Raw genomic sequence first — 26,342 nt, 5'->3', positions numbered from 1 at the left:
GAAATCGGGAGGCTGAAGAGGATGGAACAGGAAATGGGACGGCTGCTGCGGCGGCTGCGCAGCGAACGGCCGCTCGTACATAACATCACGAATACGGTGGTCACGAACTTTACGGCCAACGGCCTGCTGGCGCTCGGCGCGTCGCCGGTCATGGCTTATGCGCGCGAGGAAGTCGCGGACATGGCGCGCGTCTCGGGCGCGCTGGTGCTCAATCTCGGCACGCTGACGGCCGAACTGGTCGAAGCGTGCGCGATCGCGGGGCAGGCCGCCAACGAAGCCGGCGTGCCGGTGCTGCTCGACCCGGTCGGGGCGGGCGCGACGCCGTACCGCACGGAGTCCGCGCTTCGGCTGCTGCGCGAAGTGCAGATCGACCTCGTGCGCGGCAACGCGGCGGAGATCGCGCATCTCGTCGGCGAAGTCCGCGAGATCAAAGGCGTCGACGCCGGCAGCGGGCAAGCCGGCGGCGCGGCGGTGGACCTGGCGATGCGGGCTGCCGCGAAGCTCGGTACGGTCGTGGCCGTTACCGGCCGCGAAGACGTCATCACGGACGGGAAGACCGGTTACGTCGTGACCGGAGGCGACGCGCTGCTCGAACGGGTCACGGGAGCGGGCTGCCTGCTCACTTCGGTCATGGGTGCGTTCCGCGCCGTCGAACGCGACCGGCTGCAGGCAGGCGCGGCGGCGCTGTCGCTGTACGGCGTCGCCGCCGAAGCGGCCGCCGCAGCCGCGAATGGGCGCGGCCCGGGCAGCTTCCAGATCGCGTTCCTCGATGCGCTGGCCGCTCTGGACGAGGCTTCCGCGGCAGCGGCTGCGAACGCGGTGCGGCGGATAGCGATTGCGCCCGCAAGCGGCGGAGGTGCGAGATGACGGTATTCAGGGCGCTGACGATCGCCGGCTCGGACAGCGGGGGCGGGGCCGGTATTCAGGCCGACCTGAAGACGTTCCAGGAACTGGGCGTCTTCGGCATGTCGGCGATTACCGCCGTCACCGTGCAGAACACGCGGGGCGTGCGCGGCGTCTATCCGATGACGCCAAGCGCGGTAGGCGAGCAGATCGACGCCGTCGGCGAAGATCTCGGCGTCGACGCGCTGAAGACGGGCATGCTGTTCGACGCGGCGATTATCCGCGAGACGGCGGAGCGAATCGCGGCGTTCGGCTGGAGCCGGGTCGTCGTCGACCCGGTTATGATCGCCAAAGGCGGCGAAGAACTGCTGCGCGCCGACGCGGTCGAAGCCATGAAGCGGCATCTGCTGCCGCTGGCGTACGTCGTCACGCCGAACATCCCCGAAGCGGAGGCGCTGTCGGGCATGACAATCGCCTCGATAGCGGATCGGCGCGAAGCCGCGCGGCGCATCGCCGCTTACGGCGCGAAGATCGTCGTAATCAAAGGCGGCCATGCCGGGGAGGCTTCGGGGGAGGAGCCGGAGGAGAAAGCGGGCGCCGGGCGCGATTCGCGCGTCGTCGATCTGCTCTACGACGGGCGCGACTTCGAAGAGCTGAGCGGCCCGCGGATCGCGACGCGGCACACGCACGGTACGGGCTGCACGTTCTCCGCCGCGATCACGGCGCAGCTCGCCTTAGGCGAAGACGTTCGCGACGCGGTACGAACCGCCCGCGATTTTATCCAGGCGGCGATCGAAGGCGCGCCGGCCCTCAATCTGGGCGGCGGAAACGGCCCGACGGACCATTGGGCTTACGCCCGGCTGCGGGCGGGATCGACCCGGTAGCGTGATGCGGAGCCTTGCGTCCGGCCGCCCATCGCACACAGAAACCCGGTTCTCCGTGTCGGAGAATCGGGTTTCTTTTGGCATGCTCGGGTTCTTTTCCAATGTGAAGAAAAGGGGGTATGCGGTATTCCACCTTCCGACATTCCGCCCTCCGGTATTCCGCCTTCCGGCATTCCGCACTCCGTCCTCGCCTTCGCGCGTTTTGCGTCCTGCCGAATCTCTTTTTGCGGACCTGCGCGCCTTTTTGAACACGTAACGAATCCTAGCAGCGCTATTTGCCGATTTTTCGCGTTTTTCTTAAACTAACGAATCATTGTATCCTTATTAGGCGTGAAAACGCCGTTTTGGGCCGATTTGGAGGCAATAGCGTGATGACGATTCGTTAGTTTGGCTAAAAGCGCGTGAATAGGCAAATAGCGTGATCAGGATTCGTTAGGCGCTCGCGACAGTCAGGTTTTTCGACAAAGTGAGCGGATGAGCGGCTTGTCCGTTCTTTTTGCTGTACCGACAACGCATACGGACGGACAAAAAGACGGGCAAAACGAAATCCCGGCTGCCAGCCGCATAAGCGGTCGGCGCCGGGATAACGAAGGCAAGCATATGAGCAAGCGTCCTGTCTGCGCGTAAGTAAACGCATGCGCCCCGCATGCGGAGCGAGCCGTTCGATTGGATCGGCGCCGCCGAGCCGAAGCCGGTGACGCCCTATGTAGGCGATAGATAGAAATAAGCGGCATTTAGGCTCGCGCCGGATACGGCAAAAAAGGCCGATCTGAACGGTCGATCCTTTCGATGCAGTCGATCCTTTCCATACAATCGATCCAGCGCATGCGGTCGCTCAATCGAGAAGCGTCGGCAAGGACGAATGCGACGGGGGACTGTTGACGGCGAGCGAAGCGGCTTCCTGGCTCCAGCTCCAGGCGCTGAGCAGCAGCAGGCCGGCGGCGAGCACGACCATCCACTTGTTTTTGTTGCGGTTTGGCATAAGATCCTCCTTGTGATGGAATGACGCACAACTAGCTTGAATCGGCTTTCGGGTTTATGAGCTGCATTTGAGCTGCATTTGAGTTCCATTCTAAAGCACGTTCGCGCCGAAAGCTATGAATTCCTTCTCCAGGCCGCCGCGCCGCCGCTCAAGATTCCGGCAGCTGGACGGTAAACGTGCCGCTCTCCGCAGCCGGTGTCAGCACGATCGAAACCGCCCCGGCCAAATGCTGTCCGGTCGAAGCACGCCCGATCGAAACTTCTTCGGCCGACGCTTCCGCGCCTTCGACGGATTCGATCGCCGAGATGCCGCGCAGCACAAGCTTCCACGTCGGAGACTTGTCGCCGCTCGGAGCGCTGCCTGCGCCAAGCCCGTCCAGGCTCCGCGTTTGGGATCTCTGCGCCGTCCCTTCCGCAGCCCCCGCGGCGCCTCCCGCGCTCCTCCCCACGTTCCTTCCCGCGGCCCTCTCCGCGCACACCGTCAACACCCGCCCGGCGCGGCGCACCACGACCGTCAGCTCCGGTCGGCGAACGGCGGCGCCTTCCGTTTCCGCCGCATAGATCGCGGCGCGGGCTTCGTGCCCGTCTTCGAGCGCGAACAGGTGCAGCTCCGCGCCGTCGACATAGTCGTAATCCGGCCGGGCTTCGTTCGCGCCGAGCGCAAGCAGCGTATTCGGCCGCACAAGCAGCGGCAGACCGAAATAGTCGTAGCGCTCGCGCCGCCAGCGGCCGCCCTGTACGTTTTCGCCGGTGAGCAGATGCGTCCAGCGTCCTTCCGGCAAATAATACAGCGCTTCGCCGCGCTCGTTGAAGATCGGCGCCACGAGCAGCGATCCGCCGAGCATGTACTGGCGGTCCAGCTCTTCGCAGGCGGGATCGCCGCCGAATTCCAGCAGCATGGCGCGCAGCATCGGGAGCCCGTCGGTCGCCGCTTCGATGGAGGCGGCGAACAGATAAGGCATCAGCCGCATTTTGAGCTGCGTAAAATGCCGCAAGACGTCGCTCGCCTCGTCGTCGAACAGCCACGGTACGCGGTACGATTGGCTGCCGTGCAGCCGGCTGTGCGACGACAGCAGGCCAAATGCGCTCCAGCGCTTGTAAATGTCCGGCGAAGCGGTATTCTCGAAGCCGCCGATATCGTGGCTCCAGAAACCGAAGCCGCACAGGCCGAGCGACAGACCGCCGCGCAGACTCTCGGCCATCGAGACGTAAGACGCGGTGCAGTCGCCGCCCCAGTGCACGGGAAACTGCTGGCCGCCGGTCGTCGCCGAGCGGGCGAACACGAGCGCCCGGTCCCGTCCTCGGACTTCTTCCAGCACTTCGAAGACGGCCCGGTTGTACAGCAGCGTATAATAATTGTGCATCTTGACCGGATCGGAGCCGTCATGATAGACGACGCCTTCGCTCGGAATGCGCTCGCCGAAATCGGTCTTGAAGCTGTCCACGCCCATCTCAATCAGCGGACGCAGCTTGGACTTGAACCATTCGACCGCCTGCGGATTCGTGAAGTCCACGAGTCCCATGCCGCCCTGCCAACGGTCCCACTGCCAGACGTCGCCTGCGGCGGTTTTGACCAGATAACCGTGCTCGGCGCCTTCCCGGAACAGGTAAGACTTTTGTCCGATATACGAATTGATCCAGACGCAAATCCGCAGTCCTTTGGCTTTGAGCCGGTCCAGCATGCCCTGCGGGTCGGGAAACTGCTCCGTGTCCCAGCGGAAATCGCACCATTGAAACTCCTTCATCCAGAAGCAGTCGAAATGGAACACATGCACCGGAATACCCCGTTCGAACATGCCGTCCACAAAATGGTTAACCGTGTCTTCGTCGTACGAAGTTGTGAACGAAGTGCTCAGCCAGAGCCCGTACGACCATGCCGGAGGGAGAGCGGGACGTCCGGTAAGCGCGGTATAATTGCGGAGCACGTCTTTGAGCGTCGCGCCGCCGACAACGTAATAGCGCAGCCGTTCGCCGGGCACGCTGAACTGGACTTTTTCTACCTGCTCCGAACTGACTTCGTACGATACTTTTTCCGGATGATCGACGAATACGCCGTAGCCGAAGCTCGACAGGTAGAACGGCACGTTTTTGTAAGCCTGCTCGCTGCATGTGCCGCCGTCTTCGTTCCACAGGTCGACGACCTGGCCGTTTTTGACAAACGGGGTAAACCGCTCGCCGAGCCCGTAAATGCGTTCGCCGACGCCCAGATCGAGCTGTTCGCGCATGTACGTGCTATCCGCCGAGCGGATATGGGCCGGGCCTTTGCGTTCGCTGCCGGTTAGCCGGCGGTCTGCGTAATAGAATTGGGTGTTCCAGTCTCCGCTTTTGTCGATCCGCACGCTCAGGCTGCCGCTCGTCAGCACCGCCGTCTCCGGGTCTTCGGTCACACAAACGTCGACGGAAGGGTCGGCGGACTTGGGAAAATGGGGCCCGCGCAGCCGCGTGCCTTCGTGATGCACCGATTCCACGCAGATCACGTCGGGCATGGGAGAAGAATAGCGGAACGTGAGGATCGCCGTGTTGAGCGTATCGCCTCGGGCGACGATTTTTTTGCAGGCGGCGAACGCTTCAATCTCCCGCTCGCCGAGCGTAAGGTCGCGGACTTCCTGGGCCGCGTTAAGCGTCAAGCCGGAACGGACATGCCAATAGCCATCGGTGAATTTCATGCACAAACCTCCGGGACACGCTGGGCAGAACGACCTGCGGCAGCGTCCTTTATAATAGTAGAAAAGAGTGAGCGACCATTGGGACTTTTGAAGGAAGCGCCTCGATCCCCGAATCTCGATCATTGAATAAGGGACGTTGTTTGTTTTACGCGAAAAAGAAGCGGTGTCCGCTCACGGCGGAATTTCCGCAAGACCGTCGTAGGAGTAAAGGCTCTGTTTTAGACGTAATACTGCGCATTTTCCCGGGTCACGAGCTCCAGTTTGATTCTTTTCTCGCGCGGGTCGGGCTGTTTTCTCGAAGACAGGTATTCCCACAGCATCTTGACGATGCGGTAGCCTTGATTAAACGGGTCTTGGCAGATGGTGGCTGTGACGACGTCGCGCTGCATCGCCTCGTGGATCTCGTCGTTCATATCGTGTCCGATCAGCGCCACGCGCCCGGCCAGTCCGGCCGCTTCCAGATGTTCCGCGATCAGATGCAGCTTGGCGCTCGCCACGTAGACGCCGTCCAGCCCGTCGAAATAGTCGGCGAACGTCTCGAACGACGTGTATTCTTCCTGATCGACCTTGAGCGGGGCTTTGAGCCCGACGCCGGGATAACTGCTGATCACCTCGCGGAATCCGGTCACTTTCTGCTGCATTTGAAGATTGGTATACGACATGATGAGGCCGACCCGGCCGCGTCTGCCGATCAGCCGGCACAGCGTATCCGCGGCGAGTCGCCCGGCGACCCGGTAATCGCAGCCGACGTAGAACAGGCGCGAGCTGAGCGGGGAATCGCTGTTGAACGTGCCCACGGTCAGGTTGCGGCTGACGGCATGGTCGATCACGTCGGTCATCTCCTGCGGATCGTTCGGGGAGATCGCGATCGCGTCGTATTCGCCGGAGTCGACCAGCTCCAGCATCTTCGTTTTCTGTTCGGTGAGATCGTAATCTTTGGAGCGGATCGTATGGACCTGCAGGCCGCAATCGCGAAAATCCCGAATCGCCGCGTCGATGCCGGTCTCGACCTGTTTCCAGAAATATTCCGGCAGCTCGGGGAACGCGACGGCCAACGAGACGCTGCGGTTGTTCGACGAAAAGCCGGCCGGAAGATCGGGCGCAGGCTCCATCTCGCGCACTTTGTCCATGACGAGCCTGACGGTCTCCGGCTTGACGCGCCCCCGATTGTTCAGCACGCGATCCACGGTAGCGACCGACAGGCCGACCTCGCGGGCGATCTCCTTGACGGTGGGGTGTTTTTTCGCATTCATGGCATCGAGTCCTTTGCGTGATTTTGGTAGCGCTTACTTCATTTGTCCAAAATGATAGACCTTACGAAAAAAGATGTCAATCCGAAAAGAGACAAAAGCAGCGCGTGCCGCCCGCGAGACGCAGGGAGCAGGGAACGCGGCCGAAATGGTACAATGGAAACAGGAATGATGGAAAAGAAAGAGCCGAAACGGAGCCGCGTGCCGCGCAGGGCGCAAACCAACAGAAGAAGGGGCGCATATCCATGGAGGAAGGACGCAAGCTGTTCGTTACCGATATCCACGGCGAATACCGCGGGCTGATCGAACTGCTGCGGGAGATGGACTACGACGGATTCACGGACCGGCTGACGGTCGGCGGCGACCTGATCGACCGGGGGCCGGACAGCGCGCTGGTCGTCCGCTATTTGCGTATGCTGCAGCGGATACATCCGGAGCGGGTCACGGTGCTGACCGGCAATCACGAAGAGATGCTGCGCTGGTATTTGGAAAAGCGATCGAATATGTGGCTTCTGCACGGCGGCGCGGAAGCGTTATCCAGCTTCGATCGCACGTTCGAAGACGAAACGGAGAGCTGGGCAAGCTTCGAGTGGCTGCTCGGCCTGCCGATGGTGGCGCAGGACGACGAATACGTGTACACGCATGCCGGATTTATGCCGGACCAGCCGCTGGACGCGCAGAGCCGGGACGTTCTGTGGATGACGGAACGCGAATTTTACGCGTATCCGGCGAAGTCGATTCTGCAAGCGACAGGCGGGAAAACGGTCGTGCACGGACATACGCCGTGCGAATTCATTTGCTACGACGGCGCGCGGCTGAACTGCGACCTCGGCTCGCATACGTATGCGATCGAGGAATCGCGCGGCCTGGCGCTGGTCGACCTGACGAACGGGGAATACGCCGTGTATCGCGGCGGAACCGGCGACGTGTCGCGACGCGTATGGCGAAAAGGGTGACGGGAGTTACGGGAGGGGCTGGAGGAGGCTGGAGTTGGAGGGTCAGGCGGATTGCTACGGTGCTTGGAGTGCTATACTCACACTACCCACACTACTCACGCTATAGTGGCTGCAGCAGCTACAACACCTATAGCGCCTACAACATACTATCTACACGACCTACAGCCCCAGCATCCGACTCGCGAAAATCGCCTGAGGGCCGGTGTTGATACGGACTCGGCCGATGCTAACGAATCGTCGTCACGCTATTTGCGCTCAGAATGGCTTTTATGGATTTTAACGAATCCTGAGCACGCTATTTGCTCCAAAACGTCGCAAATCGACACTATTGCGGCCGATAGCGTTACGAGGATTCGTTAGATTCTCCAAACGGCCGAATATCCGCGAATAGCGTTATCAGGATTCGCTGCGCGTTTAAAGCGGCAGGGCTGACGGAGCAGCCGGTAGCCGGTACGCGAAGCTTCGGAGCGAAGATAGTAGCGAAGCGAAGAGAGTAGCGAAGCGAGGGTAGTACCGAAGCGACGGTAATACCGAAGCGAGTAAAGCTCCGATCCGCTCGCGGCCGCGAGCGGCGCGAACAGCCGCGGCGGGTTCGATCCGAACCTTGCGCAGCGCAGCCGCGCTACGGGCAACAAAAAAGGCTGACGGGAAATTCCGTCAGCCTTTTGCGTTACGCGGCGGGAGGAGGCAGGTGCTGCTTCCGGCGTTTGCGCCGCAGCAGCAGGAAGACGACGGCCGCGATCACGATCAGCAGCACGGCGGAAGCGGCGTAGAGGATGCGGTCGATCTTCGGCACGGTCACGCTCAGTTCGACCCGGTTCTCGCGGGTCGCGGAGAGATCCCAGGTCAGCGTGCGGCCGTTCGCGGAGACTTCGTCGGCGTTGTTCGCGCCCGGCTTGATCGGCAGCGTCAGCCTGAATTTGAAGTCGAATTCGCTCTCGACAAAACGGCCGAGCAGGCGGGAGCCGATAAAGCCGGTGAGCGACGAGCTTTCGCGCGGAATCAGCTCGGGCGGATCGGCGACGACGACCAGATTATGCGTCGTCGAGAACCAGCCTTCTTCCTTGCGGTCTTCGGCGGTGATGCCGGCCGGCATCTTCGGGATCGGGCCGCCTTTAAGTTCGACCGTGCGCGAAGCGCTGAGGCCCGCTTTGCCGTCCTGATTGATCGCCTGGGCGTCCAGGCCCTGTTCGCGCAGGCTGGCGGCGATCTGCTCGGGCAGATCGCCTTGTCCGATCGTATTCAGCGCCGATTCGTCGATCGTCGCGTCCATGCGGATATCGGCCGTTCCGTTGCGGTTGACGGTCACGTCGACCGTGCCCTGCGCGCAGGCGCTCAGCAGCAGGCCAAACGCGATCGGCAGCGCAAGCGCCCAGCGGTGTCGGGGGATCATGCGGTATCGGTTCATCGGTAGAGGTTCTTCCTTTCTGACCTGTCCGTCTTGTCGACGAAGAGGCATAGGCATGCTTTTTACTATAACCGATTTTGCCTGCCGGGTACACGGGCCGCATCCGCGCGCGAACCGGACGGCCCGCGAACGGCCCGTCCGGCGCTTCCATCGTCCGCCTCATTCGGCGCTGCTGCGCCCCGATCCATCCGGTCCACGCTGCCCGCTCCTGCGTCTCAAGCGCCAATCCGCACGATCGTCTCGCGCAGTTCGGACGTGGCGCCGCCGAGCTGGGCCGCGATCTGCGCGGTCTCGCCGCTGAACTGCAGCTGGTTGTCCGCATGACCTTTGACCTGCTCGCAGGCGTGCACGAATTCGTCCGCGATCAGAAAAATGGTCTCGATCGAATTCGAAGCCTGGCCGGAGTTCTCCAGCGCAAGGCTGCCGGACGACAGCACCTGCCGCAGCTTGGCGTTCACTTCATTCGCATGGTCGCGGATGACGCGGAACGAATCTTCCGTCTCGTGCGCGGCGGCGAGGCCGTCGGACAGCTCGGCGGTCACGCGCTGCATCGACACGGCGGAATGCTGCGACTCCTCGTTTATGCGGCCGAGAAACGCGCCGATATTTTCCGCCGAAGCGTTCGACTGCTGGGCGAGCCGCTGAATTTCGGTCGCGACCACGCCGAATCCGCGCCCGGCGTCGCCGGCTCTCGAAGCTTCGATCGAAGCGTTCAGCGCCAGCATGTTGGTCTGCGAAGCGATGCTGCGGATCAAGTCGGTCACTTCGCCGATCTGCCGGGCATGCTCGTTCAGCAGGCGAATACGCTCGGCCGAGTCGCTCACCGAAGACTCGAGCGTCGTCAGGCGGTGCATAAGCTCGCCCATGCTGCGGTTGCCCGCTTCCGCGTGCAGGGCGCTCTGCCCGGACACTTCCGAGACGTCCGACGTGTCCGTGACGATCTGCCGAAGGTCGGCGCCGACTTTTTCGATCGCGGTCCGGGCGCTGCCCGCTTCGTTTTTCTGTTCCTGCGAACCTTCGTAGATGTCCGTGACGTGCTCGCGGATCAGGCTGCTCGCGCCCGCCGACGATTCGGCCTGCGCGCTCAATTCGCCGGTCCGACCGCATAACTGGCCCGAAGTGGCGGTCAGCCGTTCGACGATTTCGCCTACGGTCTGCGCGCGCTCCCGGTCTTTTTCCGCATTCAGCGCCTCACGGGCTTTTTTGTTCGAAGTGATCTGCAAGATGACGGCCAGCGAAGTCGCCACGAGGAAAAACGCGTGCGTGACCAGCATGGTCAGCGAATACGAAGAGACGCCGAACACCATTTCCGGGGAGAAGAAGAAGCCGATCAGATGCTGCACGGTAAAAATGAGCGTGGCGCCGATCAGCAGCGGAATGCTCTCGTAGAAGCAGAGGATGGCGATGACCATGAAGATGGAAAAGTGGAATTCCGTCCCCCCGCCGCTGCCGGCGATCAGGGAAATGCTGGAGCTGACGAGGGCCAACGTGACCAGGGGAGGAATCAAACGGTGGCTTCGATGCTGCGCGAACAGCGCGGCGGCTGCGGCGAGGAACAGGATCGGAGGAACCGCGATGACGTTCAGCCAGACCGGATGAGCCTCCGCGGCCAGCGAATGGTGCATCTGCACCATCATGTCGAACAGGTTCGTCCCCCGGCCGAGTACGTGAATCAAGACGGAGAACAGCGCGACGCCGAGCGTGAGCAGCAGCATCAGTTTATTTTTCCTCTCCAGCATGGGGCAGCTCCTTTTTCGAGTAAGATTTAGGTTATTTATTCCAATCATAATTCCAACCCTATCGGGTGTAAATGACTAATCGAAGAGAGGCAGCTAGTCAAAAAGAGCCATTTTGGGCAGGCGGCGAACCGTACGCGGCGAACGGAAACGAAGATTGCGGCGGCGCGAAAAAAAAACGCCGGACCGCCCATAGGCGGCCGGCGGTCCGGCGAGGCTGATGCTAAGTTAAGCGGATAGGGAAGGACTGTCGGTCAAGGCGTCGTCTCGCGCTCCAGCCATTCGAGGTAGGCGAACGCCTCCTCGGCGGAGCTTCCGCACATTTCCGGCGAAGGCGGCAGGCCGCCGCATACGGCCGGACGCTCGGGGCGTCCGAACAGCTTGCAGCGTCTGCGTTCGTCGAGCTGCACGCACGGCACGCCGGCCGGCTTGCCGCCGGGCATGCCCGGAATGGCCGACGCGATCGAGACGGCCGTGCAGCAGGCGCCGCAGTCGGGGCGGCATTCGAATTCGGCGTTCACGTTACTGGATTTTCTCCGGTTCCGCGTATTCCTTGCCGAGCGTGTCGACCGTAACGGTCTTCATCGTGGCGCCTTCCGGGCTGCTCGGCTTGTCGCTGCCGTCGACCGGCAGCGCGGCGATTGCGTTGACGACGTCCATGCCTTCGATCACTTTGCCGAACGCGGCATACTGCTCGTCCAGGCTCGGCTGATCGGCCAGCATGATGAAGAACTGCGAGCCCGCGGAATCGGGGTCGCCCGTCCGCGCCATCGACAGGACGCCTTCGGTATGCAGCAGCGTGTTGTCGAAGCCGTTCGAGGTGAACTCGCCCTTGATCGAGTAGCCGGGACCGCCTCCGCCCGTGCCGTCCGGGTCGCCGCCTTGAATGACGAAGCCCGGCACGACGCGGTGGAACGTCAGGCCGTCATAGAAGCCCGCTTTGACCAGCGCAATAAAATTGTTGACCGTATTCGGCGCGACGTCCGGATACAGCTCCAGCTTGACGATGCCTCCGTTGTCCATTTCGATCGTGACGATCGGGCTGCCGTCGCTGCTCGGGGTCGCTTCGCCGGATGCCTGCGTGCCGGCTTCGGCCGCCGGCTTGTCGGCCGGCGCGGCCTGCTTGGGCGCTTGGGTGCCGCAGGCGGCCAGCACGAGCAGCATCAGCGACAGGAGCGCGGCGAGCGTCCAGCGCTGCCCCGCTTGATTGATTTTGTACATGGGTGATGCCTCCTTGAAGGAATGATGGCGGACATTCGGGCTCCGCCTTGCGTATCGCTGCATCTGATTATAGCACAGCCGGATACGAACTCCATTGCGCCGCGCATAAAATCTCATTAAGATGAAGGAGAGAGGAGGCTAGAAGGAATGGACTATCAAATTTTGTACCCGGGAGCCTTTCCGCTGCTTCAGGTTCAGCTTCAGAGCGGAGAAAGCATCAAAGCCGAATCGGGCGCGATGGTGTCGATGTCGCCGAATATCGAACTGAAGGGTACGGCGGACGGCGGTCTCATGCGCGGCCTCGGACGGATGCTGAGCGGCGAGTCGTTCTTCTTCCAGGAGCTGCTGTCTGTTGGCCGGCACGGCGAAGCGACGCTGGCGCCGTCCAGCCCAGGTGCGATCGAAGCGGTCGAACTGGACGGGTCGTACAAGCTGCTCGTGCAAAAAGACGGATTTCTGGCCGGCACGTCGGGCATCGAAGTCAATACGAAAATGCAAAATCTGGGCCGCGGGCTGATGTCCGGCGAAGGGTTCTTCATCGTGGAGATCAGCGGGCGCGGCACCGTATTCCTGTCTTCCTACGGCGGCATCCATGCGATCAATCTCGAAGCGGGGCAGGAAGTCGTCGTCGATAACGGACATCTCGTGGCCTGGCCGGATTATATGCGCTACGATATCGAGAAAGCATCCAAAGGCTGGGTATCGAGCTTCACGAGCGGCGAAGGTCTCGTCTGCCGGTTCCGCGGCGAAGGCGTCGTGCTGATCCAGACCCGCAGCCCGAAATCGTTCGGCGAATGGATTCGGCCGTATATTCCGGGCGGACGCAGTTAAACGGTCTTTTTTGTCGGATTAAAAAGAGGTTCTGTCATCCAATGAAGTGGGTTCAGGCTCGCCGGGAGGCGGGCTTTTTGCGTTTTTTTTCAAAAAGTTGCAGTTTGTCGAAACATTAAGCCTATAGACTCAGAAGCAAGCGGGCAGAAGCAACCAAAAGATGCAAGCCGACGGCCTTGGACCTTTCAAAGCGCTGACATGAATGCGACTTTTGTTTGCTTCATGTAAAGTTAGGCCTGCAAAACGTAAAGGGAAACCCTTTAAAATTCGACAAAATGCGCTAAAAGAAAAAGTTGAATCACGTTAACGAAAAAATTTACAGGTGGTCAACTCTTTATGCCGATGCTAGCATAGGTGGCAAGCTTTTTGACAAGAGTACGAGGGGAGGCCGGTTTTTGGAGTCGTTCTTCGCTTACCTGTGAACATAGCTGACAGGAAGTGTGCCTCAGCTTGAACCATGGCATCCATATTTTAAAAACGAGAGGGGAAGTTGCATTGAAGAAAGAGCAGCATCTGTTCCGTAAATTGTCGGGCGTTTCACTGAGCCTGGCCTTGGCCCTGGGAGCGGCGCTTCCGGCCGCAGCCTCCGCACAGACGACAAAGTCGCCGAATGAGCTTGTCCCGCACAACCTGTCCAACAAGTCTTTGAACGGAGGAGCGGCCGAAGGCAGGATGAGCGCTTTTGCCGTCCAGACCCGCGACCCGGCTTCGATCATCTCGCCCAAGCTGGATACCCGGTCTCTACATAAAGTGCGCGCTATCGTGCAGCTCAGTCAGGAGCCTGTAGCCGCAGCCGAAGCTTCGTCCGCCGAAGCCGGATTGCGCAGCTTCTCGGCCTCGTCGGCGGAGCAGCAGGTCGACAGCGAACAGTCCGACTTCATTAGCCGGGCCGCCGCGCTCGGCGTCGACCTGCAGGTCAACTATCAATTCAATACGGTGCTGAACGGCCTCGAAGTGACGGTGTCGGCTCAGGACCTGACGAAGCTCGCTTCGATTCCGAACGTCCTCGCCATCGACGCGAACCAGACCTACTACGAAATCCCGGTCGACGAACAAGACGCGGCGGCAGGCGACAACTTCGAGATCCAGCCGCTGAAGCAGATGGGCGTCGATCAAGCCTGGGCGGACGGATTTACCGGCAAAGGCATCAAAGTCGGCGTAATCGATACCGGCGTCGATTATCTGCATCCCGATCTCAAAGACGCCTACAAAGGCGGCTACGACTCGTTCGAGCAGGATAACGATCCGTACGAAGAACCTCCGATCGTGATCGACGGCACGACTTATGCGGGCACGAGCCACGGCACGCACGTATCGGGCACGATCGTCGGCCAGGGCAAGAACCCGACGTCGGAACTGGTACAAAAAGGCGTCGCCTACGATGCCGATCTGTATGTGTACAAAGTGCTGGGCCGCAATCTGGAGACCGGACGCGCTTCGGGATCTTCGGCGCAGGTCATCGACGGCATCGAGCATGCGGTCAAAGACGGCATGGACGTGATCAACCTGTCGCTCGGCTCGGACTCGAACAAAGATCCGAACTCGCCCGACGCGGTCGCGATCAATAACGCGGTGCTCACCGGCGTAACCGCGGTCATCGCGAACGGCAACGCCGCGGACGAAGGTCCTTACTACTATTCGATGGGCTCTCCGGCTTCGTCGCAGCTGGCCATTTCGGTCGGCGCCGTGACGAGCGAAAGCAATCACTACGCGGCCACGTTCTCGGCGGCGGTCGGCGAAGAGACGCCGACGGAAGAGACGCCAGCCGAAGAGACGCCGGCAGCGGAAGCTCCGGCTTCGGCGGAACAAACGGCGGCGCCTGCGGGTGAAGCCGCAGCCGAAGAAGCGGCCGCACCGGCTCCGGCAGCGGCAGCTCCTGCCGCAGCTCCGGCTTCGGCGAACGCGGAAGCGGCGGCGCCTACCGTATCGCAGGCTGTGTACGGCGAATACGGTCCGTACCAGACGGACATTCTGGCCTGGAAAACAGGGCAGGAAAACTTCGCCGCGATCCTCGGCACGGAGCCGAACGACGCCGTCTACGCCAACCTGGGCACCGACGCGGATTATGACGCGCTGACCGCCGAAGGCATCGACGTGACGGGCAAAGTCGTCGTCGTCTCGCGCGGCAATCTGACGTTCGACGCCAAAGTGCGCGGCGCTGCGGCGCACGGCGCCAAAGCGATCGTGATCTTCAACGGCAACACGGTTCCGGGCAACGCCAATCAGGCGGACCTGTCGGAATCGCTGCCGGGACGCGACGCTCCGGTCGGTTCCGTCGCGTTCCTCGGCGACAGCTTCGACTACGTGCCGTACTTCGACATGAGCGGCGTAGAAGGCCGCAAGCTGGCACGAGAACTGGTAGCCCAAGGTTCGCCGGAATTCGAAATTTCGTTCGGCGACCAATATCCGAAGACGGTTATCGAAGGCGACAAGATGGCTTCGTTCAGCTCGCGCGGTCCGAACAGCGACGAGAAGCTGAGCATCAAGCCGGACGTGGTAGCACCGGGTGTCAACTTGCTGTCGACGTATCCGGAATACGGCAACTTCGACGATAGCGTCAGCTACGACGAAGCGTATGCCCGCTCCAGCGGCACCAGCATGGCGGCTCCGCATATCGCGGGACTGGCCGTACTGCTGAAGCAGAAATACCCGCAGTGGACGCCGTTCGACGTTCGCGCGGCACTGGCGAACACGGCGGATACGATTGCCGATGAAGAAGGCACGCCGTACGACGTGTATTCGCAGGGCGCCGGCCGCGCTTACGTGGCAGACGCGCTCGATACGCCTGCCCTGCTGCAGGCTGTCGAAGAAGTACGCATTCTCAATACCGACCTGGTCGAAGTGCCGGTGACGAACTACGCATCGTCCACTTCGTTCGGCGTGATCGGCGCGGACAGCGACGCGGTCAGCCAGGAGCTGCAGCTCAAAAGCGTATCGGGAGCTCCGGTCTCGTACACGGCAAGCGTCGTGTGGCACAAAAACGTGACGTCCGATCCGAACGGACCGATCGCGACGCCGGACACGAGCAAAATCTCGGCCGAGCTGACGGGCCTCGGCGCCGGCAGCACGGTTAGCGCTTCGGCCGGAACGCCGGCAGCCTTCCAGCTTGCCGTCGATCCCGCATCGGATGCCGCTCAAGGCGTATACGAAGGCGAAGTGCTGCTGCAATCCGCAGCCGGCCCCGACCTGCATCTGCCGTTCGCCGTGCATATCGGCGACGAACAGCCGGCAACCGGCTTCGGCATTCAAGACATCGAAGTATCGAACCGCATCATTACGCCTGACGGCGACGGCAATCGCGATACGACCGACGTATCGTTCACGCTGTCGGCCGATAACGTGAACTATGTCCAGGTTGCGGCATACGGCATCGATGACGAATACATCGGCCTGCTCGCCCAAATCGTGGACGAAGACGCGCAGGGCAATCTGAGCATGCTCGAACCGGGCCGGTATACGTTCGACGGACTGGACGACCGGTACCTGGACGAGAACACCGGCAAAGTCGGCAAGCTTGAGCCGGGCACGTACCAGCTCGAACTGCTGGCCGCCCAGCTGTCTCCGTCCGGCACGGTCGTGAAAGACCCGGCCGGCCAACCGATTCAGTACACGGCCTACTCCAGCTACCGCATCGCGGAACGCAGAGCGCTGCTGGTCGACGAAGCGATTGCGGCCTTCGACAAACAAGCCGCGATCGTCAACACGACCCGCATCGGCCCGAACGTGCTCGAACTGAAATCGACGAGCGAAGTCAAATTCCAGGTCACGGGCAGCGATCACCCGAACCTGATCAACAGCAAAGGCGCCCTGCGCGCCCTGCCGCAGCAACCGACGGTCGTCAATCTGGAAGTTACCGCTTCCTACAAGAAGAATTCCAAGATCAACGAGACCTTTATCGTACCGGTCACGCTGCTTCCGAAAAAGTAAGTTCGGCTGCTTCCCCTCGTTGAATCGCCGCCTTTCCGCCCTTCGGGCCGGGAGGGCGGTTTTTTTGTCGTCTTGCGGATGGAGAGGGCGCGGGGCGGTGGGGTAGAGAGCGGCAAGCATGGCGCGCGTGGCGGAGACGGAGTGGGCGGCGGCAAGCGGCGGCAGCCCGTACCCATAGAGAGCCCAGTAGGGGGCGGGATCGGGAAGGACAGGCAGACGGATAAGCGGGAAAAGGCGAGAGGAGGAGGAGTTACGGTTACCGTTCGAGGAGAGAGGAGACCGAACAAAATGGGAAAAACGGGAGCGAACGAGACAGCCGGGAAACGCTAACGGACCCAGGCGACGCTTAGCGGCCGATTCGGCGCTCTAAAGGACATACAATCCGTTAGCCGAGCCGAGGGTGAATGAGGGGGATTGGGTCAGTTTGTCGGCGAATCGCCATTCTCGGCAGCAGTCTTTGCCTGCCGTTAGCTCTGCCTTTGACTTCGCCCGTAGTCTTGCCCGGTGCGAAGCTTGCCGGCATCGTTAAATGTGAACCAAAAGTCAGCATTTCATCCGTAAAAAGCGCCCAGGGAGCGATAAGCTGACCTAAAGTCAGCAATCTGCCGCAAAACGGCCATTCCATAGCCGTTTTGGCATGAATTGCTGACCATAAGTCAGCATTGTGTCAAAAAAAGCCGCATCCAAACAAAAAAGCTGACCTCAGGTCAGCTTTTCTTGGATTCGACTCCGCAGCCGCCAATTCGGGGCAGGACACCGCGCTGCGACAGAGTTTTCCCCAACCCGGTCAGACCCGCGTCTGAATGACCACTTTGCCGCGAATCCGGCCGGACTCGGCCAGTTCGTAAGCCTGGCGCGTCTCGCTCAAAGGGAAAACGGCCTCGATCAGCGGCTTGAGCCGGCCTTCGTCGCACCATTGGCGCATCAGGCCAAGATCGGTGTCGTTGGAATTGGCGAGGATGAAGCGGGCTTTGCGGCCTTTGGAGCCGGAGAGCACCCGTCCCAGCATGGCGGAAGGGCCGGGAACGGTCGTGACGTACGTGCCTTGTTCCGTCAGCAGGGCGCGGCAGTCTTTGAAGCCGTATTTGCCGGCGGCGTCGAAGATGACGTCGAACGTCTGCCCGCTTTTGCGGAAATCGTCCCGATCGTAGGCGATCACTTCGTCGCAGCCGAGCGCTTTGGCGGTCGCTTCGCCGGAGGAGCGGCAGACTCCCGTAACGTGGGCGCCGAGGATCGCGGCCAGCTGCACGCCGTAGTGGCCGACCCCTCCGGTCGCGCCGGTCACGAGCACCCGCATGCCGGGCTGCAGACCGGCTATCCGGGTCAACGCCTGATAGGCGGTAGAAGCGGCCAGCGGAACGGCGGCGGCTTCTTCGAAATGCAGCGAAGAAGGTTTCTTCGAAGCGACCGAAGCTTTGCAGCAGAGCGTCTCCGCCAGCGCCCCGCCCTGCGAAGCGCCGTTGGTGAAGCCGTACACTTCGTCGCCGGGTGCGAACCCTTCGACGCCGTCTCCGCACTGCTCGACGATGCCCGCGAAGTCGGAGCTGAGCACTTTGGGGAAGCGCAGTCCCGACAGGAAGATCAGATAGCCTTTGCGTACTTTGTAGTCGATCGGATTGATGGACGTCGCCTGCATGCGGATCTTGAGTTCTCCGGCACGCGGACTCGGTTCGCGGATCTCTTCGATCCGGAACACGTCCGGTCCTCCGTATTTGCGTATAACTGCCGCTCTCATGTTCAATCGCCTGCTCTCTTTTCGCTTTGCTCACCTGTTCTATTACCCCAACGAACACGACCAAGAAGCTTCGTCCGCGAAAGAGACCGGGCTTCGGTCGTTCTCTCGCGGCCGAAGCCCCGGAATAGTGCTGAGTATGCGCTGGGTGGACGGAAGACTTAGAGGACGCTCGGTTCCGGCGTTTCGACCGTATCGAACAGGAAATCCTCGTCGCGCAGCGGTTCCACGTGAACCGTGCGTACGTAGCCGTTGCCTTTTTTGGAAAAGAAGTCGTGCTGCTTGGTCTGCGTCTTCAGTCCGTTCATGACGATCGGGTTGATGCTTTCTTCGTCTTCTTCGAACTGCGGCTCCAGACCGAGGTTCATCATCGCTTTGTTGGCGTTGTAGCGCACGAACTTGTCGACTTCGTCTTTCAGTCCGATCTTCGTGTACAGCTGCTCCGTGTACTGTTCTTCGTTCGCCTGCAGCGTGTGCAGCAGCTCGTACAGCTCTTTCGTCGCGGCTTCGGCTTCCGATGCCGGAAGTTCGCGCAGCACTTCCTGGGCCAGAACGCCGACGTACAGGCCGTGAATGCTCTCGTCGCGCAGGATCAGGTCGATGATCTCGCCGCTGCTCGTCATTTTGCCTTGTCCGGCGAGGTAGAGCGGGTAGAAGAAGCCGCTGTAGAACAAGTAGCTCTCCAGCATGACCGAAGCGCCCATCGCCAGATACAGTTCTTTTGGCGTCTGGATGTTCTGATAATACTTGGAGATGATTTCCGCTTTTTTCTGGAGCAGCGGATTTTCTTCGACCCAGCGGAACACTTTGTCGATCTCTTCGGTGGAAGCGAGCGTCGTGAAGATGCTGCTGTACGATTTGGCGTGGATTTGCTCCATCATGCCCATAAACGCGAGCACCGCTTTGCGCTGGAGATCTTCGACGTGTTCCATGATCTGCGGCATGCCGACTCCGCCCTGCACCGTATCGAGCAGCGTCAGGCCGCCGAGTACCTGCATGTACGCTTCCTGCTCGTCTTCATTCAGCGTGATCCAGGACATTTTGTCGTCGGACAGCGGAATCTCTTCGTCGGTCCAGAACTGCATAATATTTTGATTCCAGAACATCAGGGTGAAGTCGTCTGCGGGACGGTTCCAGTTGACGGCTTTGATCATGTCTAGTCATCCCTTTCGGTGTGGGTTATATAAATTAAGTTAATTGTGGGCAATGTTGGATATTGCAGCGCGCAGATGAACCGGATTGCGGGCAATCCGGGCAGGCTGCACAGAATTCTTATTATCGTCGCAAACGAAGCAAAAGTAAAGCGGGGCGTTTTGCTCAAGACCGGAATTCCGGATCGTGGAGAAGGCGCCCCGCTGTGTCCCATTATCGTTCGAACTTTTTTTCAAAAAACGTATCTGTTACTCTATGGCCTTGGGCCAAAGCGCGGCTCAGATGACTTAGATCGCGCAGCTGATACATTCTTCCACGCTGAGGTGGTTGGTACGCGTGTAATACAGAGCTTTGAGCCCTTTGCGCGCGGCATACAGGTAATAACGGGCCAGATCGCGCGTCGTCACGTTGCTGTTGACGTGCAGGATAGCCGAGATGCCCTGATCGATATGCTCCTGGATCTCGGAGATCAGGTCGATGACCTTAAACTGGTTCATCTGGTAAGCGGACTTGTAGTAGAAGAAGTTTTCCTGCGCCAGGTAAGGCATCGGGAAATACGTCGTCGAGTTGGCGTACGTGCGTGTCTCGATCGCGTCGACGATCGGCATGACGCTCGACGTCGAGTTCTGGATGTACGAAATACTTTGCGTCGGCGCGATCGCCAGACGGTAAGCGTGGTACAGGCCGTTGGCTTGAACCAGCGTGCGCAGATGGGTCCAATCCGCCGTCGTCGGGATGTGCATGTCGCCGAACAGCGTTTTGATCCGGTCGGTACGCGGGCTGTAGTCGGTCTGTACGTACTTGTCGAAGTATGTACCTTTTGAGTATTCGGATTTTTCGAAGCCTGCGAACGTTTCGCCGCGGTCGCGGGCGATTTCCATACTTTTCTCGATCGAGTAGTAGTTCATCATCATGAAGAACGTACGTGCAAAATCGATCGCTTCGTCGCTTTCGTACGCGATTTTGTTCTTGGCGAGATAGCCGTGCAGGTTCATCGCGCCGAGGCCGACGGAGTGCATCTCGCGGTTCGCTTTGGCTACGCCCGGAGCGTTCTGCACGTCGGTCATGTCGCTGACGGCGGTAAGGCCGATCATCGCTTCGTGCACCGACTCGCGGATTTTGCCGAGGCCCATCACGTTCGCGATGTTCAGGGAAGCCAGGTTGCAGCTGATGTCGCGGCGGATATCGTTCGCCTGGCCGTAATCGCCGATCGTCGACGTCTCCTGCAGCTGGTAGATTTCCGTGCACAGATTGGACATTTTGACCATGCCCAGATCTTTGAGCGCGTGGTTCTTGTTGGCGTTGCTCTTGTTCATGATATAAGGGTAGCCGGATTCCAGCTGGATCATGGCGATCTTCACGAGCATGTCGCGGGCGCTCATAATCGTCTTTTTCTTGACGTTGTCGTTCGCGAGCAGTTCGTCGTACATCTCGTCGATATCGAGGTCGTCCAGATGTTTGCCGTACTCTTTGTAGACGGAGTAAGGACCGAATACGACGAGCGGCTGATTGTCTTCCGCGAGCTTGTAGAAGCGGTTCGGAATGATCAGGCCGATCGACAGCGTCTTGAGGCGCGATTTCTCGTCGGCGTTAATTTTTTTGCTGTCCAGGAATTCAAGCACGTCCCAGCCGAAAATGTTGTAGTACGCGGCGCCGGAGCCTTTGCGCTGGCCCATTTGGTCGGCGTAGGAGAACGCGTCTTCCATCAGCTTCAGGACGGGCATAACGCCTTTGGCGGCGCCTTCGACGCCTTTGATCGGTTCGCCGCGTCCGCGCAGCTTCGACAGGTTGACGGCTACGCCGCCGCCGATCTTCGACAGCTGCATGCACGTCGAGAGCACGTAGTTGATCGAGTTGAGCGCGTCGTCCATCTCGAGCAGGAAGCAGGAGACCAGTTCGCCGCGGCGGCTTTTGCCCGCGTTGAGGAACGTCGGGGTCGCCGGCTGTACGCGCTGTTCCATGATGGCCGTCACGAGCGACTTGGCGTTCTCGACATGGCCGGCACCGAGGTGCAGGGCCACGATCGCGGCGCGGTCGGCGTACGTCTCGAGGTAGGTCGATTTGTCGTTGCTTCTCATTGCGTAGTCCGTGTAGAACTTGGAAGCGGCCATATACGAAGCGAACTCGAACGGAACGTTATGCGACGTCTCGAACACCGACACGACTTCCTCACGGGTGTAGTTTTCGTACACGTTCTCGTAGTAGTCGTGTTCGATCATGTGATCGACCTGGGAACCGAAATCCGGGAAAGTCAGGCTCCGCTGAGCGACTTCCTCCATGAATGCGGCAACCGCTTCTTTATCTTTCTCCAAGCGGAAAAATCCGTCGGCGTTTCTCAGCATCAGTTGGTTGTTCAGTTCAATATGCCGCAAGGCTGTTCAACTCCTCTTTGAAATGTAAAATGTCTTTTTTCGTGCCGGACAATTCGAACTTGCACAGGACGGGCACGCCGTAGGTCTGGGAAATGGTATCCGCGCTCTTGGCGAAACATTGTCCCCAGTTGCGGTTGCCGCTGGCCGATACGCCGCGCAGCTGCTGTCCGTTGCGCTGCAGGAAAAGGTTGACTTTGTCCGGTACCTGACCGAAGCCCGTCGTATAGGTAACGAGAATGAAAGGCTCGTCAAGCTTCATCGTCTCGTCGATCTGAACCGAAGGAAGTTCCAATTTATCAATAAATCTCCGCACGTTTCCAGTCTTGGAATCGTAAGCGATCACCATGTGCCTTCACGCTCCTTGATTGCCCGTTTAAATCTATATCTAGTTTTATCCGGGTCAGTGTTACTCATTTTATAACCAGATATGGGGTTTGTCAAAGCAGAAATTCTATAAAATAAAACGGTCAAAATTGACTGCGGACGCGAAAAAGCGAGCAATCGAAGGGAAAAGGGCGGTTTTCCGGCACGGCGCTCCACATACGGGGATTGACGAACGCAAAAGCAGAAGCAGTTTTTGGACAATGGCGCAGCGGTGCGGAAAGCGGGTAGAGCACCGAATCAAAAGAAGCGAAGAAGTGCAAAAAAGTGCAAAAGAAATTAAAATGCACAAGTGAAAAAAAGTTAGATGTGCGGGAAAAGGATGTAGAAGACGCAGCCGGAAGAATCGTTTCGACGGCTGTGGACACTGTGGATACCGGGGATATCCGAACCACGCAGGCTGTGGACGGCGGGGATAATGGGGATAGCCGCTTTTGCGCGCCGAACAGCCCGAACGCCTGCCGAAGCGGACGTTCGGGCCGCAGTACACGAACCTGGCGAACCGGATGCGAAACGTGCGAATGACGCAAAAATGCAGTCAGCGCTTCCCGTGCTTGAAGCCGCGTCAAACTGCGCTTCCATCAAACTGCGCTCGCGTCCGGCTTGACGCGGCTCAGGACCCCGCCCCGACCGGTTTGATCATCCGGTCGTAGGCATGCCCGCTCAGTTCGACGGAGCCGTCTTCGCGGTAGCCCAGGCGCTCGTAGAGCGCGCGGGCTTTGACGTTCGCGCGCTCTACGAGCAGCATCGCCTGCCGCTCGCCCAGCCCGGCCGCCCGGCGCTCGAACGCTTCGATCAGCGCGGTCCCGAGGCCGGACCCGCGGTAGGCCCCGTCCACCGCCAGCGAATCCAGATAGTATTCGCCCGGACGGGCTTCCGGCAGAAGCCCGTCCACCGGCAGGCTTTGCTCCTGCAGGCGCCGCAGCAGCGGCGCGTCCAGCGCCTCTGCCTCGGCGCCCGGATAGCTCAGCGCGAAGCCGGCAATGCGGCCGCGTTCGTCCTCGCCGACGAGCGTGTGCCCGAAGCTCAGCCGGCAGTCCGGCAGCCGGAACAGCTCCGACAGCGTCTCAAGCGTCGACGGCAGGTCGGTCGTGCCCGAGATCGTATGCGCGATATCGCCGATCGCTTCGTACATCAGCCGCGAGACGGCTTCCGCGTCGCCCGGCTCGGCGGGCCGGATACGGAACTTGGCGGGATGGGTCATATGGGAATTCCCCTTTCGGAATCGGATAGGTTGGGTCGGTATAGGTTCGGTCTGTCACTCTGGATCGGACCGGATCGGGCCGGCGGTCGTCTCTGCCCGCAATCCGGGTCAATCCGGGTCGTGGTTCGGATCGGCCGCCTGGCGCTTTTTCTTCTCGACGTGGTCGGGATGGCCGAGATAGAAGCGGCGGATCGGCTTCACGTCGTCGTCGAGTTCGTAGACGAGCGGCACGCCCGTCGGAATGTTGAGATCCAGCAGCTCGTGTTCTTCGAGGTCTTCCATGAACTTGATCAGCGCCCGGATCGTGTTGCCGTGGGCGGCGATCAGAATGCGTTCTTTTTGCCGGATCAGCGGGACGATACGCTCTTCCCAATATTCGCCGACCCGGTCGACCGTATCCTGCAGGCTTTCGCCGGCCGGCAGCACGTTCGGATCGACCGCCGCGTAGCGGATATCCTGTTCGGGAAGCCGGTTGTCGCCCGGTTCGAGCATCGGCGGGCGGACCGACAGGCTGCGCCGCCACAGATGGACCTGCTCTTCGCCGTATTTCTCGGTCGTCTCCGGCTTGCTGAGTCCCTGCAGCGCGCCGTAATGGCGCTCGTTCAGCTTCCACGATTTTTCTTCCGGAATCCACAGCAGGCCCAGTTCGTCCAGCGCGTAATGCAGCGTCTTGATCGAGCGCTGAAGCACCGAAGCGAAAGCGGCGTCGAACGTATACTCCGATTCGCGCAGGATGCGTCCCGCGTCTTTGGCTTCTTCGATGCCCTGCTCCGTCAGGTCGACGTCCGTCCAGCCGGTAAACAGGTTCTTTTGATTCCATTCGCTTTGTCCGTGTCTGATCATGACAATCCGATACATGGCGGCATCTCCTTTTGGCAAAATCTCTCATCTTGAAAACGTGAAAAAAGCCTTCCTGCCCCGCCGAAACGGGAGGGAAGGCTTGAAGTGCATTACTGGGCCGCTTGAATATCGGTAATCGTCAGCACTTTCGTATCGGCGTCAAACGCTTTCTCCGTATACGTGAACGTGACTTTGGCATCCGCCGGAATCTTGCCGATCTGCGCTTGGGCTTCGTCGGACAGCTGGTAGGCTACCGCTTCGCCGTTCACTTCGATCTCGGCTGTGTGTCCGTCGGCCAGACCCACGTATTCGCCCTGCGCGCTCTGAGCGGCCGCAGCCGTCTCGGCAGGCGCCGTCTCGGCAGGCTTGGTCTTGGTGTCTGTGGACGGAGTCGCGGCCGCTCCGTCGGTCGACTTGTCGGCTGCGGGGCTGTCCTTCTCGTCGTCGCTAGGCACCGGAGTCGGCGTCTTGTCTTCGTTCGTCGTCGCGCCCTTGTCGATCGTGATGCTCGAATCTTTGGCGTCCGGCAGCGCCTGGGAGTCTTTGCTCTCCGGCGTGTCGCCGCTGTCCGTCGTGCCTGCTGCCGGCGCGTCTTCCTCGATGTCGATATCCGTCTCGTTCGTCGGATGGTTCGAGTTGTCTTCTTTGGTCTTGGTTTGTTCGGCCGGCAGCGTCTCGTCCGATTGCGAAGCCGGTGCCGGCGAATTCGCTTCGTTGTCGCCGCATGCGGCCAGAACGCCGGTAAGCATCAGGGTCAGGGCCAGGCTCGATAAAGCTTTCATCTTGTTCATTCAGTCACACACCTCCAAATGGTTATACGCCGAAGCGTATCAAAAGTTACAAGGCCGGCGGCTGCCGCCCAAATATCAGGCGCAGCCGGTAGGTCCAAGCTTGCGGGAACATCCCCTTGCATACAGGACTTACTACGTATTGTTACCCAAAAAGAGCCCCGGATGCAAACTTGCCGTCCGAAGCCGCGCGCGGCAGGGACGATTTTCGGCTCGGCGGCTGGACGCTGCGTGAGCTTCTATATAGAAGGAAAGCGAAAGTCATAAGAAAAAACCAGTAGTCTATAGCAAAAAAAACCAGTCATATTTTCTTGATTGAACCCGCTTTGGTCCAACGGAAAAAGCGGAGCCGGCTAAAGGATTATCCGCTTGTGCCTTTTATCATTCTTGCACGGGGACAACCGTTCGATTTTTTTCCAAAAAAACGCTCTATAACGAGGCGAAGAAGACTCTTTTTCATAAAGCTCAAACTTTGGACCTTGGCGAACGTTCACAGTACGCATGCCCGACGAGACGCAGGTGGGCGCAAGATTCAAAGCCGTTCTGTCGGAAACGACCTTCGCAATCCTCGTCCGATTGGGTACAATAAACAAGAGCGTTGGATATACCCGAGGCTAGGCACCCCCGAACAGGAATGAAGTGCCGGGCGACAACCGAGAGGAGCGTATGAATATGACAGAAGAGCAGGACCGACAACGACAGCAGCAGGTGCGCGAAGCCGCCGATCTGGCCGCGCATTTTGACGTAACGGTGGAACAGGCGAGAGAGATGCAGTTCGCGGAAGGGCAGACGCTGATCTGGACAGAAGCGTTCAAGTTGGACAGCTGGCTGATCCTGATGAAGCCGAGCGACGATCCGCAGCAGCCGGAGCCTTTTTTCGGCAATATGGACGGGCACGGCTGGGCGTTTTTGTTTACCGATCCGATGCACGCGCAGGTATTCGGCCGCAACAACAATCTGGTGACGCCGGGCGGCAACGTGCTGATCGCCAAGATGAAGGTGGATGCCATGATCAGCTGGCTGGAAGAGATCGGCCGGTCGGGTCTGTACGGCGCGCGCTTCAACGAAGGCGAGCAGGGCTGGTTTATCCCGGTCGACGGCCTGCGCGCGATGCAGGATTACGTGGAGATCCAGGAGACGCGCCGCAAAGAGCTGGAAGCGGACGAATAA

At 60.2% G+C, this 26,342-nt stretch carries 21 protein-coding genes; 6 read left to right on the top strand and 15 right to left on the bottom strand.

Annotated features, from left to right (window positions below):
* The first annotated feature begins 21 nt into the window (after positions 1–21).
* A complete protein-coding gene (gene thiM, locus FTE24_RS07035; protein WP_150231879.1) occupies positions 22–867 on the top strand; it encodes a hydroxyethylthiazole kinase in 846 nt (281 codons plus the stop codon).
* Positions 864–1,727 carry a bifunctional hydroxymethylpyrimidine kinase/phosphomethylpyrimidine kinase gene (gene thiD / locus FTE24_RS07030; RefSeq protein ID WP_150231877.1) on the top strand — a complete coding sequence of 288 codons (864 nt, stop codon included), beginning with the start codon at positions 864–866 and terminating at the stop codon, positions 1,725–1,727. The genes thiM and thiD overlap by 4 nt, the downstream gene beginning before the upstream one ends.
* Positions 1,728–2,562: 835 nt before the next feature.
* Here thiD and FTE24_RS07025 read toward each other — a convergent pair.
* The 3 genes from FTE24_RS07025 to FTE24_RS07015 all read right to left on the bottom strand — a co-directional run bounded on the left by FTE24_RS07025 (position 2,563) and on the right by FTE24_RS07015 (position 6,627).
* Positions 2,563–2,709 carry a hypothetical protein gene (locus FTE24_RS07025; RefSeq protein ID WP_160441687.1) on the bottom strand — a complete coding sequence of 49 codons (147 nt, stop codon included), beginning with the start codon at positions 2,707–2,709 and terminating at the stop codon, positions 2,563–2,565.
* Between the two features lie 148 nt (positions 2,710–2,857).
* A complete protein-coding gene (yicI, locus tag FTE24_RS07020) occupies positions 2,858–5,374 on the bottom strand; it encodes an alpha-xylosidase (RefSeq protein WP_150231875.1) in 2,517 nt (838 codons plus the stop codon).
* A 218-nt stretch (positions 5,375–5,592) separates the two neighbouring features.
* Positions 5,593–6,627 (bottom strand): LacI family DNA-binding transcriptional regulator, encoded by a 1,035-nt coding sequence (locus tag FTE24_RS07015; RefSeq protein ID WP_150231873.1) that lies wholly within the window; start codon positions 6,625–6,627, stop codon positions 5,593–5,595.
* A 242-nt stretch (positions 6,628–6,869) separates the two neighbouring features.
* Between FTE24_RS07015 and FTE24_RS07010 the strand changes: the two genes are divergently transcribed.
* On the top strand, positions 6,870–7,580 hold the full coding sequence (locus tag FTE24_RS07010; protein WP_150231871.1) for a metallophosphoesterase: 711 nt from the start codon (positions 6,870–6,872) through the stop codon (positions 7,578–7,580).
* Between the two features lie 670 nt (positions 7,581–8,250).
* On the opposite strand, the gene FTE24_RS07005 is transcribed toward FTE24_RS07010, so the two are convergent.
* The 4 genes from FTE24_RS07005 to FTE24_RS06990 form a co-directional block, all read right to left on the bottom strand.
* Positions 8,251–8,988, bottom strand: a complete 738-nt coding sequence (locus FTE24_RS07005; RefSeq protein WP_150231869.1) for a hypothetical protein — start codon at positions 8,986–8,988, stop codon at positions 8,251–8,253.
* Between the two features lie 215 nt (positions 8,989–9,203).
* Positions 9,204–10,727, bottom strand: a complete 1,524-nt coding sequence (locus tag FTE24_RS07000; protein ID WP_160441686.1) for a methyl-accepting chemotaxis protein — start codon at positions 10,725–10,727, stop codon at positions 9,204–9,206.
* A 251-nt stretch (positions 10,728–10,978) separates the two neighbouring features.
* A complete protein-coding gene (locus FTE24_RS06995) occupies positions 10,979–11,245 on the bottom strand; it encodes a YkgJ family cysteine cluster protein (protein WP_141448771.1) in 267 nt (88 codons plus the stop codon).
* A 1-nt stretch (position 11,246) separates the two neighbouring features.
* On the bottom strand, positions 11,247–11,945 hold the full coding sequence (locus tag FTE24_RS06990) for a peptidylprolyl isomerase (RefSeq protein ID WP_150231865.1): 699 nt from the start codon (positions 11,943–11,945) through the stop codon (positions 11,247–11,249).
* Between the two features lie 147 nt (positions 11,946–12,092).
* Here FTE24_RS06990 and FTE24_RS06985 point away from each other — a divergent pair, with 147 nt between their 5' ends.
* The gene (locus FTE24_RS06985; RefSeq protein WP_141448773.1) at positions 12,093–12,776 is read left to right on the top strand and encodes a TIGR00266 family protein; all 684 of its coding nucleotides are present in this window, start codon (positions 12,093–12,095) and stop codon (positions 12,774–12,776) included.
* Between the two features lie 495 nt (positions 12,777–13,271).
* The gene (locus tag FTE24_RS06980; RefSeq protein ID WP_150231863.1) at positions 13,272–16,703 is read left to right on the top strand and encodes a S8 family serine peptidase; all 3,432 of its coding nucleotides are present in this window, start codon (positions 13,272–13,274) and stop codon (positions 16,701–16,703) included.
* A gap of 787 nt (positions 16,704–17,490) precedes the next feature.
* Here the strand turns inward: FTE24_RS06980 and FTE24_RS06975 are convergent.
* From FTE24_RS06975 to FTE24_RS06940, 8 genes are all read right to left on the bottom strand, one after another.
* Positions 17,491–18,438, bottom strand: coding sequence for an NAD(P)-dependent alcohol dehydrogenase (locus FTE24_RS06975; protein WP_150231861.1), 948 nt, complete (start codon positions 18,436–18,438; stop codon positions 17,491–17,493).
* Positions 18,439–18,596: 158 nt separating this feature from the next.
* Positions 18,597–19,589, bottom strand: a complete 993-nt coding sequence (gene nrdF, locus FTE24_RS06970; protein WP_202111780.1) for a class 1b ribonucleoside-diphosphate reductase subunit beta — start codon at positions 19,587–19,589, stop codon at positions 18,597–18,599.
* Positions 19,590–19,874: 285 nt separating this feature from the next.
* Entirely contained in the window at positions 19,875–21,959 is a 2,085-nt protein-coding gene (gene nrdE, locus FTE24_RS06965; protein ID WP_150231859.1) for a class 1b ribonucleoside-diphosphate reductase subunit alpha, read from the bottom strand.
* Positions 21,946–22,305: a class Ib ribonucleoside-diphosphate reductase assembly flavoprotein NrdI gene (nrdI, locus tag FTE24_RS06960; RefSeq protein WP_141448778.1), complete on the bottom strand. Its 360-nt coding sequence runs from the start codon at positions 22,303–22,305 to the stop codon at positions 21,946–21,948. The genes nrdE and nrdI overlap by 14 nt, the downstream gene beginning before the upstream one ends.
* Positions 22,306–22,426: 121 nt before the next feature.
* A complete protein-coding gene (locus tag FTE24_RS06955; RefSeq protein WP_150231856.1) occupies positions 22,427–22,909 on the bottom strand; it encodes a hypothetical protein in 483 nt (160 codons plus the stop codon).
* A 44-nt stretch (positions 22,910–22,953) separates the two neighbouring features.
* Positions 22,954–23,544 (bottom strand): GNAT family N-acetyltransferase, encoded by a 591-nt coding sequence (locus FTE24_RS06950; protein WP_141448779.1) that lies wholly within the window; start codon positions 23,542–23,544, stop codon positions 22,954–22,956.
* A 108-nt stretch (positions 23,545–23,652) separates the two neighbouring features.
* Positions 23,653–24,402, bottom strand: coding sequence for a 2,3-diphosphoglycerate-dependent phosphoglycerate mutase (gene gpmA / locus FTE24_RS06945; protein ID WP_150231854.1), 750 nt, complete (start codon positions 24,400–24,402; stop codon positions 23,653–23,655).
* A 92-nt stretch (positions 24,403–24,494) separates the two neighbouring features.
* Complete coding sequence (locus FTE24_RS06940) at positions 24,495–25,175, bottom strand: hypothetical protein (protein ID WP_150231852.1); 681 nt, start codon at positions 25,173–25,175, stop codon at positions 24,495–24,497.
* 669 nt (positions 25,176–25,844) lie between these two features.
* Here FTE24_RS06940 and FTE24_RS06935 point away from each other — a divergent pair.
* On the top strand, positions 25,845–26,342 hold the full coding sequence (locus tag FTE24_RS06935; RefSeq protein WP_150231850.1) for a hypothetical protein: 498 nt from the start codon (positions 25,845–25,847) through the stop codon (positions 26,340–26,342).

The sequence above is a fragment of the Saccharibacillus sp. WB 17 genome (genome assembly GCF_008634075.2).
In the GTDB taxonomy this organism is placed as follows: Bacteria; Bacillota; Bacilli; order Paenibacillales; family Paenibacillaceae; genus Saccharibacillus; species Saccharibacillus brassicae.
This window is presented reverse-complemented; position numbering and strand designations above follow the sequence as displayed.